The 15886-nt window shown below is 64.4% G+C and carries 11 protein-coding genes and 1 tRNA gene; 8 read left to right on the top strand and 4 right to left on the bottom strand.

The genetic code is table 11. The features are described 5' to 3' along the window. Positions 1–118: 118 nt before the first annotated feature. Genes queA through map form a run of 4 tightly spaced genes read left to right on the top strand, consistent with a single transcriptional unit; the run spans position 119 to position 4784 of the window. Positions 119–1207: a tRNA preQ1(34) S-adenosylmethionine ribosyltransferase-isomerase QueA gene (gene queA, locus IH615_RS15240; protein ID WP_291363015.1), complete on the top strand. Its 1089-nt coding sequence runs from the start codon at positions 119–121 to the stop codon at positions 1205–1207. A 47-nt stretch (positions 1208–1254) separates the two neighbouring features. Then, positions 1255–2382 (top strand): tRNA guanosine(34) transglycosylase Tgt, encoded by a 1128-nt coding sequence (gene tgt / locus IH615_RS15235; RefSeq protein WP_291363012.1) that lies wholly within the window; start codon positions 1255–1257, stop codon positions 2380–2382. Positions 2383–2392: 10 nt separating this feature from the next. After that, entirely contained in the window at positions 2393–4024 is a 1632-nt protein-coding gene (gene pgi, locus IH615_RS15230; protein WP_291363010.1) for a glucose-6-phosphate isomerase, read from the top strand. 4 nt (positions 4025–4028) lie between these two features. Then, complete coding sequence (gene map / locus IH615_RS15225; protein WP_291363008.1) at positions 4029–4784, top strand: type I methionyl aminopeptidase; 756 nt, start codon at positions 4029–4031, stop codon at positions 4782–4784. Between the two features lie 41 nt (positions 4785–4825). Here the strand turns inward: map and IH615_RS15220 are convergent, their stop codons facing one another. From IH615_RS15220 to IH615_RS15210, 3 genes are all read right to left on the bottom strand, one after another. Further along, positions 4826–5353: a hypothetical protein gene (locus IH615_RS15220; protein WP_291363006.1), complete on the bottom strand. Its 528-nt coding sequence runs from the start codon at positions 5351–5353 to the stop codon at positions 4826–4828. Positions 5354–5381: 28 nt separating this feature from the next. After that, positions 5382–5456: transfer RNA gene (locus IH615_RS15215), tRNA-Lys, on the bottom strand. 103 nt (positions 5457–5559) lie between these two features. Beyond that, entirely contained in the window at positions 5560–6348 is a 789-nt protein-coding gene (locus IH615_RS15210) for a hypothetical protein (RefSeq protein ID WP_291363004.1), read from the bottom strand. A 138-nt stretch (positions 6349–6486) separates the two neighbouring features. On the opposite strand from IH615_RS15210, the gene glmU reads away from it, so the two are divergent. After that, complete coding sequence (gene glmU, locus IH615_RS15205; protein WP_291363003.1) at positions 6487–7839, top strand: bifunctional UDP-N-acetylglucosamine diphosphorylase/glucosamine-1-phosphate N-acetyltransferase GlmU; 1353 nt, start codon at positions 6487–6489, stop codon at positions 7837–7839. A 1-nt stretch (position 7840) separates the two neighbouring features. Next, a complete protein-coding gene (gene glmS, locus IH615_RS15200; protein ID WP_291363001.1) occupies positions 7841–9667 on the top strand; it encodes a glutamine--fructose-6-phosphate transaminase (isomerizing) in 1827 nt (608 codons plus the stop codon). A 129-nt stretch (positions 9668–9796) separates the two neighbouring features. On the opposite strand, the gene recG is transcribed toward glmS, so the two are convergent. Continuing rightward, positions 9797–11905 (bottom strand): ATP-dependent DNA helicase RecG, encoded by a 2109-nt coding sequence (gene recG, locus IH615_RS15195; protein WP_291362999.1) that lies wholly within the window; start codon positions 11903–11905, stop codon positions 9797–9799. 143 nt (positions 11906–12048) lie between these two features. Between recG and IH615_RS15190 the strand changes: the two genes are divergently transcribed. Continuing rightward, positions 12049–12327 carry a succinate dehydrogenase assembly factor 2 gene (locus IH615_RS15190; protein WP_291362997.1) on the top strand — a complete coding sequence of 93 codons (279 nt, stop codon included), beginning with the start codon at positions 12049–12051 and terminating at the stop codon, positions 12325–12327. Beyond that, entirely contained in the window at positions 12324–15809 is a 3486-nt protein-coding gene (mfd, locus tag IH615_RS15185; protein WP_291362995.1) for a transcription-repair coupling factor, read from the top strand. The genes IH615_RS15190 and mfd overlap by 4 nt, the downstream gene beginning before the upstream one ends. Positions 15810–15886 lie beyond the last annotated feature (77 nt).

Raw genomic sequence — 15886 nt, 5'->3', positions numbered from 1 at the left:
AACAGTACGCTGGGCGACTAGCGCATTCCTGCAACACTGCGGCTTTCCTGCGCCGCTCCGGCAACCCGGTGCAGCGTGGTGGATTTCGCTGGCAGACCGTCAGTGCTAACCAGCCCTCATGCGCGTTTCAGATTTCGACTTCGACCTGCCCGAGAAGCTCATTGCCCTGCACCCGGCCGAGCCGCGCGATTCTGCGCGCCTGCTAGTGGTGGACCCTGCAGTCGGCCTGTCGGACCGGCATGTGCCTGACCTCCTGTGGCTGCTGAAGGCCGGCGACGTGCTTGTGGTCAATGACACACGCGTGCTGCCGGCCGAACTGCGCGGCACCCGGCTGCGTGGCGAGAACCGCGCCAACGTGTCGTTCAACCTGCACAAGCGCGTCGACGCCCACACCTGGCGCGCCTTTGCCCGGCCCGCCAAGAAGCTGGCATTGCTGGATCGGCTGGAATTGGGCAATGGCGAGGCCGACGCGCTGGTGGCGCGGGTTGCCGGCAAGGGCGATACCGGCGAAGTGACGCTGGAATTCGAACTGGGTGGCGCCCAGCTCGACGAGGCCATCAAGTCGCATGGCGCCATGCCGCTGCCGCCCTATATCGGCGCCAAGCGCGACGTGGAGGAGCGTGACCTGGTCGACTACCAGACCGTCTATGCGGCCGAGGACGGCGCCGTGGCCGCGCCTACGGCGGGCCTCCATTTCACCGAAAGCCTGCTGCAGCAACTGACCGAAAAGGGCGTCACCATCGAGCGCGTGACGCTGCATGTGGGGGCAGGGACCTTCCTGCCCATGAAGGTGGACGATACCGACGACCATGTCATGCATGCCGAATGGGGCGAGATCGATGCGGCGACGGTCGAACGCATCCGCGTCAAGAAGGCGTTGGGCGGCCGGGTGGTCGCCGTCGGCACCACCAGCCTGCGCCTGCTCGAAACGGCGTCGCGGGCATCTGGCACGCTGCAGCCCTTCATGGGCGATACCGATATCTTCATCACCCCCGGCTTCCGCTTCCGGACGGTCGATGTGCTGATGACCAATTTCCACCTACCCAAATCGACCCTGTTCATGCTGGTCAGCGCCTTTTCGGGCATGGATGTCATGAAGCGGGCCTATGCCCATGCGATCGCGGAGCGGTATCGGTTCTATTCCTACGGCGATTCGTCGCTGCTTCTGCGCGCGGAGCAGGATGCGCCTGAGGATGACGGCTTGTAGCCGCGGGGGCCTTCCTTCGGCGGGATCAACCCGCTAGAACGCGCCGCATGAAACAAGTCACCTTCACCCTTTCGGCCACCGATGGCATGGCGCGGCGCGGGCGGATCGATACGCCGCGCGGCGATATCCAGACACCGGCCTTCATGCCCGTGGGGACCGCCGGCACCGTCAAGGCCATGTATCCCGAACAGGTGCGCGAGACCGGCGCCGATATCCTGCTCGGCAATACCTATCACCTGATGCTGCGCCCCGGCGCCGAGCGCGTCGCCTCGCAGGGTGGCCTGCACGACTTCATGGATTGGCAGCGGCCGATCCTCACCGATAGCGGCGGCTTCCAGGTGATGTCGCTGGCGCAACTGCGCAAGCTGACCGAGAAGGGCGTGACCTTCCGCAGCCATATTGACGGCTCATCCCATGAACTGACGCCCGAGCGCTCCATCGAGATTCAGACGCTGCTCGACAGCGACATCATCATGCAGCTCGACGAGTGCCTGAAGCTGCCGGCCGAGCGCAAGGAGATGGAGCGCGCCATGCAGCTGTCGCTCCGCTGGGCCGACCGCTCCAAGGCCGCCTTCAACAATCAGCTCAACCGGGCGCTGTTCGGCATCGTGCAGGGCGGGGACGATCCGGAACTGCGCGCACGATCGGCGCAGGGGCTCAAATCCATCGGCTTTGACGGCTATGCCGTTGGTGGCCTCGCCGTGGGCGAGCCGCAGGACGTCATGTTCCGCGTGATCGAGGAGATCACGCCCGAACTTCCCACGGACCGCCCACGCTACCTGATGGGCGTCGGCAAGCCCGATGATATCCTGGGCGCCATTGGCCGCGGCATCGACATGTTCGACTGCGTGCACCCGACCCGCGCCGGCCGGCACGGCCATGTCTATACCCGCTTCGGCGTCATCAATCTGAAAAACGCCCGGCATAGGGATGATCACCGTCCCATTGACGAGGCCTCGCCCAATCCCAATTGCCGGCGATGGAGCCGGGCCTATCTCCACCATCTCGTTAAGACAGAAGAGATTTTAGGCGCGATGATCCTTTCCCAGATCAACCTGGCCTATTATCAAGAGCTGGTGCAGGGCTGCCGGGGTGCAATCGAGGGCGGCCGTTTCAACGATTTTGCGGCAGAGACGCGCGCGGCATGGGCCGCGGGTGACCTGCCTGTGCTGTAAGGAAAAGCTGATGGCTAAAGGCTCCGCTCTCAACGCGTTGATGAAACATCGCAAGCGTCTGGACGATGTGACGATGCGCGAGCAGTTCGCCATCGACCCCAACCGCTTCCAGCGCTATTCCGCATCAGGCGCCGGCATCCTGCTCGACTATTCCAAGAACCGCATCGACGGCGATGTCATGGCCGCCCTGTTCGACCTGGCTCGAGCAGCCGGCGTCGAGGAACGCCGCGACCAGATGTGCGAAGGCGAGCATATCAACATCACCGAAGACCGCGCCGTGATGCACATGGCCCTGCGCTACCAGGGCGACAAGCCGGTGCCGGTCGATGGCAAGGACGTGATGCCCGACGTGCGCGGGGTGCTGGCCGCGATCAAAACCTATACGGACGCTGTCCGCTCAGGGGAAATCCGCGGTCACGGCGGCGAGCAGTTCACCGACATCGTCAATATCGGCATCGGCGGTTCGGACCTCGGACCGGCCATGGTGACCCTGGCGCTCGAGCCCTATACCAGGGCAGACCTCCGCGCCCACTACGTCTCCAACGTCGACGGCGCCCACATCCACGATGTGCTCAAGCGCCTGAACCCCAGGACGACGCTGTTCATCGTCGCGTCCAAGACCTTCACCACCGACGAGACCATGACCAATGCCGGCTCGGCGCGCGACTGGATCGCCGATACGCTGGGCGAAGAGGCCGTGCCCAACCATTTCGCGGCCGTCTCGACCAATATTCCTGCCTGCGCCAAGTTCGGCATTCGCGAAGACCGCATTTTCGGCTTCTGGGACTGGGTCGGCGGGCGCTATTCGGTGTGGTCGGCCATCGGCCTGCCGATTGCGCTGGCCGTCGGTTACGACAATTTCCTCGGCTTCCTCAAGGGCGCCGACGCCATGGACCGGCATTTCCTGTCGGCGCCGCTCGAAGACAATTTGCCTGTGATCATGGCCGTACTCGGCGTGTGGTATCGAAATGCATGGGGCTTCTCGACCCATGCCGTGCTGCCCTATGACCAGCGCCTCAGCCGTTTTGCTGCCTACCTGCAGCAGCAGGATATGGAGAGCAACGGCAAGTCGGTCACGCTGTCGGGCAAGCCCGTCGGCTGGTCCACCGGCCCCATCGTCTGGGGCGAACCGGGCACCAATGGACAGCACGCCTTCTACCAGCTCATCCATCAGGGTACCGACGTCATTCCCTGCGATTTCCTGATCGCCGCCAGGCCCCATGAAAGCCTGCCGCCGCATCACGACAAGCTCGTAGCGAACGTTCTGGCGCAGTCCGAGGCGCTGATGCTTGGCAAGACCAAGGCCGAGGTCGTGGCCGAGCTCAAGGCGCAGGGCCTCGACAAGGCCAAGATCAAGGAACTGACCCCGCACAAGATGTTCCCGGGCAACCGCCCCTCCAACACGCTGTTTTACGAGCAGCTGACGCCGGAGACCCTGGGCTCCCTGGTCGCGCTCTACGAGCACAAAGTGTTCACCCAGGGCGTGATCTGGAACGTCAATTCCTATGACCAGTGGGGCGTGGAGCTGGGCAAGCAACTGGCCAAGGCGCTGCTGCCCAAGGTCGAGGGCAAGCAGAGCGGGGAGGGGCATGACAGCTCCACCCAGGGCCTGCTGGCCTATTATCTGGCGAACAAGGGCTGATCGCTTGACCATCACGACCGAGGAACAGCTCGAAAAGCTCAAGGCCATCGGCCGCATCTGCGCCATCACCCGTGACGCCATGGCCTCGGCCATGCGTCCCGGCATGACCACGGCCGAGCTCGACGAGATCGGCGCCAAGCTCCTGGCCGAGCACGGTGCGCTGTCCGCGCCCGTGGTGACCTACAACTTCCCCGGCGCCACCTGCATCTCGGTCAACGAGGAGATTGCCCACGGTATTCCGGGCGAGCGGGTGCTGCGCGAGGGGGACCTGGTCAATATCGACGTCTCCGCGGAAAAAGACGGCGTCTTCGCCGACTGCGGATCGTCCTATCTGCTGGGGGAGGGCGATCGACGACTGGTTGCACTCTGCCGCGACGGCAAGAAGGCCATGTGGGCCGGCATCAATGCCGTCAAGGCTGGCGCTCCGCTGGCGGATATCGGCGAAGCCATCGGCAAGTTCGCCAAGAAGGGCGGTTACACGCTGATCCGGAACCTGGCCAGCCACGGCGTCGGCGATAGTCTGCATGACGAGCCGGGCGAAATTGCCACCTGGCCCGACAAGTCCGAGCGCCGTCGCATGACCAATGGCCTGGTCTTCACCATCGAGCCCTTCCTGTCGCTCGGCGGCAAGATGGCGGACCAGAAGTCCGATGACGATGAATGGACGCTGGTCGCCCGGCCGAGCGCACCCTGCGTGCAATATGAGCACACCGTGGTGGCAACGCCCCGCGGTGCCGTCGTGGTGACGCTGGCGGCTTGAAGCCTTCCACCTCTCCCCCAGGGGGAGAGGTGAGGAACGCCCTACAGCCAAACCAGCAGCATCGGGCCCATCACCACCATCCCCGCCGCCACCGCAAAGCGGAGGTTGCCCAGCTGGCGCAGGCTCTGCACGCTGAGCACTGACGACAGCACCAGGAACACTCCCAGCGCTATGAAAACAGGGGTCAGAGGCGCCAGGGCAAAGGCGGTGTCCTCGGTGAGCTGCAGGTAGATCATGTGCCCGCCGACAAAGCCGAGCAGGGCGGCAATCACCACAGTGACCGCCTTGGAAGCGATCAGCAGCGCCATGTCGATGGTGTTGCTGGCGATCAGCAGCGCCAGCCCGGCAGCCGTGACATGGGCTGCAGCCAGCGTCGTGAACAGGCGGTTATCGGCCAGCATGGGTACCATTTCGGGCGGCGCGCTGAGCGGCAGCGAGCCGACCATGGGCAGGTTGGCCCCATATTGCGCCAAGAGGTAGATGACGTAGAGCATGGCCAGCGTGCCGACGGCGAAAACCAGCGCCGCCGTTGCCAGCACCTTGAGCAGATCAGTGAAATCCTGGGACAAAGCAGCGGACCCGATCAGAAGTTGGGAATGGTATGCCGGGAGGGGGTCGAACCCTCGACCATTCGATTAAAAGTCGAATGCTCTACCACTGAGCTACCGGCACGCACCAAGTCTGACGCTGCTGGCGTCGCGGCGGAACATAGCCACGTGGCCTCTGCTGTCAACCGCAATTGCTGCATGGCCCAGGACTGTTCAGGTCAGCCCCGCTAATGGGCCAGCGGCGTTCCGGTAAATGGCATTGGCAGGCACGATACCGACAGGCGTTCGAGCCTGGCGCAGAGGGCAGTCGCCTCCGAGAGCTGGTTGATGGGACCAACGACGATGCGCTGGTTGTCGCTATTGGCCTCTTCGACCAGCAGTGGTGCCAGGCCGAACAGCAGCGGCCCGATCTTCATGGTCAGGTCGCGCCAGGCTTCCGGCGCCTGTTCAAACGCCACGGGTAAACCGAGCGCCACGCCGAAAGCGGTCTCATCAGGCACCGGGATCGCGGCGAGCTGTTCCACGGGCGCGGGCAGCGGCTGATCGCTGGCGGGCACCGGCAGCGCCTCTGCCATGGGCTGCTGGCGCACCACCACCGAGCCCCCATCGGCCTCATAGACCAGCGCCGGATCCGTGCCGATCGCCGCGGTAAGATTGCTGCGGTCGATATTGGAGTCGTCGGGCAGGGATTCGAGCAGCACCGGCAGGCTGACTTCGAGGGCACCGACGCGGCGCGTGATCTCGTTGCCCCTCTGCTCATCAAGGGCAAAGCGCGCCGTGAGGACGCCGTTTTCGCGCTTGAGCCGGATCTGCTCCTCGCGGAGTTCCCTCACCTGCACCCGCAACTGCTCGAGCGATGCGCCCTCGATCCTGGTCTTGTGCAGGCCTGCCAGCACCCCCTGGGGCATGACAGCGGAAACATTGGCCCCCATCACGGCAATGCCCGACAGTACCAGGGCAACGATGCCCCAGGTCGTCACGTCCGATTGCCGGAATTGTTCCGATGCTCTAGCCAATGCAAATATCCTGGGGGCGCAGTCGAATCAGACGATGCACCTGATTCAACCATGGCGCTGCCATTATGGGTTCGCCAACTCTTGGCTGCCATAATCCTGTGAAAATGCGTTGCAAAAGAACGCCTCGGAGAAACCTTCATGACTGAGCTGCTGTCGATCATTCTTGCTGCGGGCGAGGGCACGCGCATGCGATCGGCGACACCCAAGGTTCTTCATCCCGTGGGCGGGCTGCCCGTGGTCAGTCACGTCGTCCGCACCGTGCAGGCCTTTGGCGCCCAGATCGCCGTTGTCGTCGGCCCGAACCACGAGGCCGTGGAAGCCGCGGTGACCGAAATTGCGCCTGGCGCCGCCATTTCCCGGCAGGAGCAGCGCCTGGGCACCGGCCATGCCGTGCTGCAGGCCAAGCCATCCTATGATGCCGCGCCGGGCCATATCCTGGTGCTCTATGCCGATACGCCCCTGGTGACCGCGGCGACCATCACCGAGATTGCCACCCGCCTCGACGCAGGCGCCGATATGGTCGTGGTCGGCTTCCGGCCCGGCGATCCCACTGGCTATGGGCGACTCCTGACCGAGAATGGCCGCGTGGTCGCCATCCGCGAGCACAAGGATGCCACCGAGGCCGAGCGGACCATCGGCCTCTGCAATTCCGGCATTATCGGCTTCCGCGGCGACACCCTGCGTGCCGTTATCGACCGGATCGACAACAAGAACGCCAAGGGCGAATACTACCTCACCGACGCCGTCGAACTGGCATCGGCCGATGGGCGCCGGATCGACTATATCGAGGCTGACGCCAATGAGCTGATCGGCGTCGATGACCGCACCAAGCTGGCCCAGGCCGAGGCGACGTTCCAGGAACTGCGCCGCTCCGATTTCATGAAGGCCGGCGTGACGCTCAAGGACCCCAAAAGCGTCTGGTTCTCCTATGACACCCAGATTGCGCGTGATGTGACCATCGAGCCCAATGTCGTGTTCGGGCCGGGCGTGGTGATCGAGGAGGGCGCGGTGATCCATGCCTTCAGCCATATCGAGGGCGCCCATGTGGGCCGCAATGCCTCGGTGGGCCCGTTTGCGCGGCTGCGGCCGGAGGCGAACCTGGGCGAGGGCGCCAAGATCGGCAATTTCGTCGAGATCAAGAAGGCCGAGATCGGCAAGGGCGCCAAGGTGAGCCACCTGACCTATATCGGCGATGCCAGTATCGGCGCCGACGTGAATATCGGTGCCGGCGTCATCACCGTGAACTATGATGGTTACAACAAGCACCGCACCGTGGTCGGTGACGGCGCCTTCATCGGCTCTAACGCCGCGCTGGTCGCCCCGGTTACCGTGGGCGCCGGAGCGCTGGTCGCCAGCGGCAGTGTCATTACCGAGGATGTCGAGGCCGACGCGCTGGCGCTGGGCCGGGCCCGCCAGGTAAACAAGCCCGGTCGGGCCAAGGAAATTTTTGCGGCCGCCAAGGCCAAGAAGCAAGCGAAGAAGGGCAACTGACATGTGCGGCATCGTCGGCATTGTAGGCAGCGAACCCGTTGCTGTTCGTCTCGTGGACGCCCTCAAGCGCCTCGAATATCGCGGTTATGACAGCGCCGGGGTGGCGACGTTGGAGGGCGGCGACATTTCCCGTCGCCGCGCCGAAGGCAAGCTGGGCAACCTGGCGCAAAAGCTGAATTTCGAGCCGCTGGGTGGACGCATCGGCATCGGCCACACCCGCTGGGCCACGCATGGCGCTCCGACCGAGCAGAATGCCCATCCCCATGCCACCGATCGTGTGGCCGTGGTCCATAACGGCATCATCGAGAACTACCGCGACATGCTGGCCGATCTCGCCAGGGACGGCTACCTGCCCAAGACGCAGACCGATACGGAATCGGTGGCGCTGTGGGTCACCCGTGAACTGGCCAACGGGGCGGACCCCGAACTGGCCGTGGCGCGGACGCTCAAGCACCTCAAGGGCGCGTTCGCGCTGGCCTTCCTCTTCAAAGGCGAAGAGGGGCTGCTGATTGCCGCCCGCCACGGGGCGCCGCTAGCCATCGGCTATGGCACCACCGAGATGTATCTCGGCTCAGACGCCATGGCGCTGGCGCCGTTCACCTCGCGCCTGACCTATCTCGAGGACGGCGACTGGGCCGTCATCACCCCGGCCGGCGTCACCATCCGCGACGGCAAGGACGCCATCGTGCAGCGCGAGCAGCAGATCTCGCAGGCTTCGGCGCTGATGGTGGACAAGGGCAACCACCGCCATTTCATGGCCAAGGAAATCTACGAGCAGCCCGAGACCATCTCCCATACGCTCAGCCACTATGTGGACATGGGCGCCGAACGGGTGGCCATACGCGAGGTGCTGCCCTTCGACTGGGCCGATCTCAGCCGGCTGACCATCAGCGCCTGCGGCACGGCCTACCTGGCTGGTGCAGTGGCCAAATACTGGTTCGAGCGCTATGCCCGGCTGCCGGTCGATATCGACGTCGCCTCCGAGTTCCGCTATCGCGAGCCGCCGCTGGAAAAGGGCGGGCTGTCGCTCTTCATCTCGCAGTCGGGCGAGACTGCTGACACGCTGGCGGCTTTGCGCTACTGCGCGGGGCAAGGGCAGCACGTGGCCTCGTTGGTCAACACGCTGGAATCCACCATTGCCCGCGAATCGTCCGTCGTGTTCCCCATCCTCTGCGGTCCCGAAATCGGCGTCGCCTCGACCAAGGCGCTGACTGCGCAGTTGACGGCCCTTGCCAGCCTGGCCATCGCGGCGGGCCGAGCACGCGGCGTGCTGGATGCCAGCAAAGAGCAAGAATTCGTGCGGCAACTTGTAGGCTTGCCTGCAGCAGTTTCGGAGGCTTTGGCCACCGAAACGCAAATCATGGAGATCGCCAAGCGCCTGTCCAAGGCCAAGGACGTGCTCTATCTCGGCCGCGGCCCGATGTTCCCCATAGCCATGGAAGGGGCGCTGAAGCTCAAGGAAATCAGCTACATACATGCCGAAGGTTATGCAGCAGGTGAACTAAAGCATGGCCCCATCGCGCTGGTGGACGAAGATATGCCCGTCATCGTCGTAGCGCCATCGGACGAACTGGTCGACAAGACCCTTTCCAACATGCAGGAAGTCGCCGCCCGCGGTGGCAAGATCATCCTGATCACCGACGCCGAAGGCGCCGCCACGGTGGGGCAAGGTGTGGCAGACGTCATTGTTATTCCACACGTTTCGAGCTTCGTCGCGCCGATCCTGGCGACCATCCCGGTGCAGCTGCTGGCCTATCACACCGCCGTATTCATGGGCACGGATGTGGACCAGCCGAGGAATTTGGCGAAGTCGGTGACGGTAGAATAGTACTCCTCCTCGCACACCGGACGTCACCCTCAGGCTTGACCCGAGGGCACTGCACTACTGGATGTTCGGCAAGTACAGGACCCTCGGGTCAAGCCCGAGGGTGACGATCCAGGTTGGGGCGGAATGGTGCTATCCCGCCCTTATTAGCGGGATCGCCAGGTCTTTCCGGAACAAATACAACAGCGTACGGGCGGCCTCGCCCTCCGCGCCGCTAAGGCCCGGATTGCGGGCCAGCAGGGCCTTGGCTTCGTCATGGGCATAGTCGAGCAGGTGCCGGTGCACATCAGGCACGGCGAGCCGATAACCGGGCATACCGGACTGCCTTGTGCCCAGCACGTCGCCCTGGCCACGGAGCTCCAGGTCCTTCTCGGCGATCTCGAAGCCGTCTTCGGTGGATTTTATCGTTTCCAGGCGGGCCTTTGCGGTCTCGCTCAGCGGATCCTTGTAGAGCAGCAGGCAGGCCGAGCGCTGCGAGCCGCGGCCGACGCGCCCGCGTAGCTGGTGGAGCTGGGCAAGGCCGAAACGCTCGGCATGCTCGATGATCATGATCGAGGCATTGGGAACGTCGACGCCGACTTCGATGACGGTTGTGGCGACCAACAGCTTGAGTTCATTGGCTGAAAAGCGCCGCATAACCTCCTGCTTGGCGGCAGCGCTCATGCGCCCATGCACCAGGGCAACCTGGTCGCCGAACACTTTTTGCAGCTCGGCGAAGCGATCTTCGGCGGCGACGACCTCGAGATGCTCGCTTTCCTCGACCAGTGGGCAGACCCAGAAGGCTTGGGCGCCCTCTGCGAGACGGGCCTGCAATCGCGAGATGACCCGGTCATAGTCGCCGATGGAAAGCACCGCCGTATCAATGGGTTGGCGGCCGCGCGGCTTTTCGCGCAGCACGCTGACAGCCATGTCGCCAAAGTGGGTGAGCACCAGCGTACGCGGGATCGGCGTGGCGGTCATGACGAGGAGATCGGTATGCTTGCCCTTGTCGGACAGGGCCAGGCGCTGGTGCACGCCGAAGCGGTGCTGCTCGTCGACGACGGTGAGGCCCAGATTGTGGAATTCCACCCCGGACTGGAACAGCGCATGGGTGCCGACCACTATCGTGGTTTCGCCGCTGGCTATGCCGGCCAACTTGGCGCGGCGCTCGGCGGCCGGCATCTTGCCGGTCAGCAGTTCGCAGCCGAGGCCGGCGGAGTCGCACAGTGGTTTCAAGGTCTTGAAGTGCTGCGCGGCGAGGATTTCGGTCGGCGCCATGAGGGCCGACTGGGCGCCGCTCTCGGCCATGGCAGCCATGGCCATCAGCGCCACGACCGTCTTTCCGGCGCCGACATCGCCCTGCAGCAGGCGCGACATGCGGTCGGGTGAGGCGAGGTCAGCCCTTATCTCATCGAGTGCCCGCAACTGCCCCTCGGTGAGGGTATAGGGTAGCAGACTGCTAACCTTTGCCGTCACCTCACCGGTGAAAGTGCGGCTGATGCCGCGGGCCGCAACCATGGTCGAGCGGATCAGCTGCAGGGTCAGCTGGCCGGCCAGATATTCATCATAGGCAAGGCGTTGGCGGGCAGGGGACCATAGCTGGGCCTGGTCGGGATCATCAGGCAGATGCACGGCACGCATCGCCTCGGCAAAGCTCGGCCAGCGGCGTTGCGCCATTGTAGCATCGTCGATCCATTCGGGGATATCGGGCAGGCCATCCACGACCTGCCGCACCAGCTTGGCGAGCGCCTTGGAACTGAGACCCTGGGTCAGCGGATAGACCGGCTCGACCAGCGGCAGGGTGTCGAACTTGTCGGCCTCGACGATGTAGTCGGGGTGGGTGATCTGCTTGTCGCCGTTGAAGAAACCTATCTGGCCGGAGACGAAGCGCTCTTCGCCAACGGGCAGGGCCTTTTCCACCCAGCCGCCCTGGGCCCGGAAGAACACCAGTTGCACGTCACCCGTGTCATCATGGGCGAAAACCCGGTGCGGGATATGCTCGCGGCCGCGCGGCGGCGGCTGGTGACGGTCGATGTGCAGTTTCAGTGTGACGATCTGGTTGAGATAGGCCTCGGCGATGCCCACCTGCCGGCGGCGGTCGACTACGCCTGATGGCATGTGCATCAGGATATCGAGGGCGATTGCCTCCTGGCCCTCGGGCGCACCAAAATAGCGCGTCAGCAGCGCAGCCAGCTTGTCGCCGACACCCTTGATCGAGTGCAGCGAGCGAAACAGCGGCGATAGGGATTCCGGGCGGCTCACGATTCTCTCTGGCTCCTTGGACGGCAAGCTAGCCGGTGATGGGAACCCCGTCACCCCTCGGGAATTGGTGGCTGACAATCTGGATTAATCCGCGTAAGAGGTGTGTCCAAATCGGGAACAAACTCAGGATCATGGCGCGTCAAATGACTGCCGGTGAAGATATTGCCGTGCGCCGCAAGAAGCTGCGCTACCGGGCCTGGCACCGGGGGACCAAGGAGATGGATCTGATCCTGGGACCCTATGCCGACGCCCATACCGAGGGCATGGACGAACGGAATCTGGACAGGCTGGAAGCCCTCATGAACGAGGAAGACCCGCCGCTGCTCAAGTGGGTCATGGGGCAGGAAGAGCCCCCCGCCAATGTCGACCGCGACTTCCTTGCTGAGGTGATCGCCGACCATCAGGCGCGGCTGGCCAAATGAACGAAGTCGTCCCGCAGCGCCCGACGCGCACCATCGCCAATGTGCCTGATGGCATGCAGCCCATGGTGTTGGCGCGCCTGGTGCAACAGCGCATCGAGGCGGCGCCCGATGATGCGGCGAGCATTGTGTTCGTGGCGCGTGATGGGCGCCGGCTGCAGCGCATGGCCGATATCCTCACTGCCATGCTGCCCGGCCATGCGGTGCTGACGCTGCCGGCCTGGGACTGTCTGCCCTATGACCGCGTTTCGCCCAACAATGTCACCATCGCGGCGCGGATGAACACGCTGGCCGCGCTGACATCAGGCGCCAGGGGCGCCGTGGTGCTGACTGCGGTCAATGCGCTGATCCAGAAAGTGCCGCCGCGCGACGTGGTCGAGACCATGTCCTTCTCGGCGGCGACGGGACGGATCGTCGACAGCGACAAGCTGATCGCCTGGGCAGCCAATAATGGCTATCTGCGCGTGCCGACGGTGCGCGAAAGCGGCGAATATGCGGTGCGTGGCGGGCTGATCGACCTGTTCCCGGCCAGCGCCGAGGCGCCGTTGCGCTTCGACTTCTTCGGTAGCCAGCTGGAGTCGATTCGTACGTTTGATCCTGACAGCCAGCGCACGACCGGCCAGCTCAAGCGCGTCGACCTGACGCCGATGAGCGAGGTGGTGCTGACGGACGAGACCATCCGGCGGTTTCGGCAGAACTATACCGCGACCTTCGGTGGCAACACGGTCGACGATACGCTTTATGCGTCGGTCAGCGGCGGCTCGCGCTATTCGGGCACCGAGCACTGGCTCCCCTTCTTCTACGAGCATCTCGATACGCTGGCCGACTATGTCGGCGATGCGCCGTTCGTCTTCGACGAGCAGGCCGCCGAGGCCTATGCCGACCGCGTTACGCAGGTGCGCGACTATTACGAGGCGCGCGAGGCGGCGCGCCTGGCCCCGGTAGTCGCCGGGTCCGGCGCGCCCTACAAGCCGGTCAAGCCGGAGCTGCTCTATGCCGTCGACGCGCATCCCTATGCGCTATCAGGCGCATCGGTTATCCAGCTCAGCCAGTTTATGGCGCCGGGCACCAAGGCCGTGGACGATGCCGGGGGCCATATCGCCCCCAGCTTTGCCGCGGAGCGGCAGGCGACCGATACCAACCTATTCCAGTCTGTGGTCGACCGGCTGCTGGCCGAGCGCCGCAACGGGCGGCGCGCCGTCATTGCCTGCTGGAGCACGGGCACCCGCGACCGCATGGTGCAGGTGCTCAAGGACCATGGTCTGACCAATCCGCGCCTTGCCGAGAACTGGCGCGATGCCGAGACGACCAGCGCCGCCACCACTTCGCTGGTGGTGCTGCCGCTCGAAACGGGCTTCGAGACCAAGGACCTGCTGGTTCTGTCCGAGCAGGATATCCTGGGCGAACGCATCCTGCGGCCCCAGCGCAAGAAGAAGGCCTCCGATGCTCTGACCGAAGCGGCAAGCCTCAATGCCGGGGACCTGGTGGTCCATGTCGATCACGGTATCGGCCGCTTCATCGGGCTCAAGGTGATCGAGGCCGGCGGCGCGCCGCATGAATGCGTCGAACTCGAATATGGCGGCGATACCAAGCTCTACCTGCCGGTCGAAAATATCGAGCTGCTGACGCGCTATGGCAGCGACGACGGCCATGTGACGCTCGACAAGCTGGGCGGCGTCGCCTGGCAGGCCAAGAAGGGCAAGCTCAAGAAGCGCATCCGCGAGATGGCGGAGCAGCTCATCAAGATCGCGGCAGCGCGCCTGCTCACCCGGGCGGACGTGGTCGAGATCAATGCCGGCGCTTATGACGAATTCGCCGCGCGCTTCCCCTATGAGGAAACCGAGGACCAGATGGCGGCCATCGAGGCGGTGTTCGATGACGTGACCTCCGGCCGCGTCATGGATCGGCTGGTCTGCGGCGACGTGGGCTTCGGCAAGACCGAGGTGGCCCTGCGCGCGGCCTTTGCGGTGGCGCTATCGGGCAAGCAGGTCGCGGTCGTCGTGCCGACGACGCTGCTGGCTCGCCAGCATTTCAAGACCTTCTCGGAACGCTTCAAGGGCCTGCCGGTCCGGGTACGCCATGCCTCGCGCATGGTGAGCGCCGCGGAATTGAAGGCGACCAAGGAAGGTCTGGCGGACGGGCAGGTCGATATCGTGGTCGGCACCCATGCGCTGCTGAGCAAGACGATTCGGTTCAAGGATTTGGGGCTGCTGATCATCGACGAAGAGCAGCACTTCGGCGTGGGCCACAAGGAGCGGCTTAAGGAACTCAAGGCCAATGTGCACGTGCTGACGCTGACGGCGACGCCGATTCCGCGCACGCTGCAACTGGCGCTGACCGGCGTTCGTGACCTCAGCCTCCTGGCGACGCCGCCGGTGGATCGCCTCGCCATCCGCACCTTCATCTCGCCCTTCGACGCGCTATCGGTGCGCGAGGCGCTGCTGCGCGAGAAGTATCGCGGCGGGCAGAGCTTCTACGTGGTGCCGCGCATCGCCGACCAGCACGAGATTGCCGAGTTCCTCAAGGCGCAGGTGCCCGAGGTGTCGTTTGTCGTTGCCAACGGCCAGATGGCGCCGGGCGAGCTCGATGACATCATGAATGCCTTCTACGACAACAAGTTCGACGTGCTGGTGGCGACGACCATCGTCGAATCGGGGCTCGACATCCCCAATGCCAATACACTGATCGTTCATCGCGCCGATCACTTTGGCCTCGCCCAGCTCTACCAGATACGCGGCCGCATCGGCCGGGCCAAGCAGCGCGCCTATGCGCTGTTCACCGTGCCGCCCGATCGCAAGCTGACCGACACCGCCGAACGCCGGCTGGGCGTGCTGCAATCGCTGGAAAGCCTGGGGGCTGGCTTCCAGCTCGCCAGCCACGACCTCGATATTCGCGGGGCAGGGAACCTGCTGGGCGATGAGCAGTCGGGCCATATCCGCGAGGTGGGCTACGAACTCTACCAGGCCATGCTGGAAGAGGCGGTGGCCAACCTCAAGAGCGGCGATGAGGAATACGAGGATCGCAACGAGTGGAGCCCGCAGATCTCGCTGGGCATGCCGGTGATGATCCCCGAGCACTATATCCCCGACCTGCAGCTGCGCATGCAGCTGTATCGGCGCCTGGGCGACCTGACCGATATCCGCGACATCGACGCTGCCGGCGCCGAGCTGATCGACCGTTTCGGTCCTCTGCCCGAAGAGGTCGAGGCGCTGCTCAAGGTTATCCTGGTCAAGGCGCTGTGCCGCCAGGCCAATGTCGAAAAGGTGGATGCCGGCCCCAAGGGTGCGGTCATCAGCCTGCGAAACAACGAGTTCCCCAATCCGACGGCCCTGGTGCGGCTCGTGAGCGACCCCGCCAACCAGGTTCGCATCAAGCCCGATCAGAAACTCGTGTTCGCCCGCAATTGGCCCACGCCCAATGACCGGCTCAAGGGCGCGGCGGCAATCCTGTCGCGCCTTGCAAAACTGGCCGAAAATGCGTCCTGAGCGGGGCGTATCAACCCTGTCCTGCCATAATGCTTTGGCAAGCTGTATCGGTCATGTTATTGCCCGAATTCAGCACT

The organism is Devosia sp., from assembly GCF_014860165.1.
Lineage (GTDB): Bacteria > Pseudomonadota > Alphaproteobacteria > Rhizobiales > Devosiaceae > Devosia.
The sequence above is the reverse complement of the archived record's forward strand: the minus strand, read 5'-3'. Positions and strand labels throughout refer to the sequence as shown.

Excerpts from the sequence above, each read along its gene's own strand:
- tgt (WP_291363012.1), top strand. The coding sequence starts at position 1,255 with ATGAAACAAGTCACCTTCACCCTTTCGGCCACCGATGGCATGGCGCGG.
- IH615_RS15190 (WP_291362997.1), top strand. The coding sequence starts at position 12,049 with ATGACTGCCGGTGAAGATATTGCCGTGCGCCGCAAGAAGCTGCGCTAC.
- mfd (WP_291362995.1), top strand. The coding sequence starts at position 12,324 with ATGAACGAAGTCGTCCCGCAGCGCCCGACGCGCACCATCGCCAATGTG.
- glmS (WP_291363001.1), top strand. The coding sequence starts at position 7,841 with ATGTGCGGCATCGTCGGCATTGTAGGCAGCGAACCCGTTGCTGTTCGT.
- pgi (WP_291363010.1), top strand. The coding sequence starts at position 2,393 with ATGGCTAAAGGCTCCGCTCTCAACGCGTTGATGAAACATCGCAAGCGT.
- glmU (WP_291363003.1), top strand. The coding sequence starts at position 6,487 with ATGACTGAGCTGCTGTCGATCATTCTTGCTGCGGGCGAGGGCACGCGC.
- queA (WP_291363015.1), top strand. The coding sequence starts at position 119 with ATGCGCGTTTCAGATTTCGACTTCGACCTGCCCGAGAAGCTCATTGCC.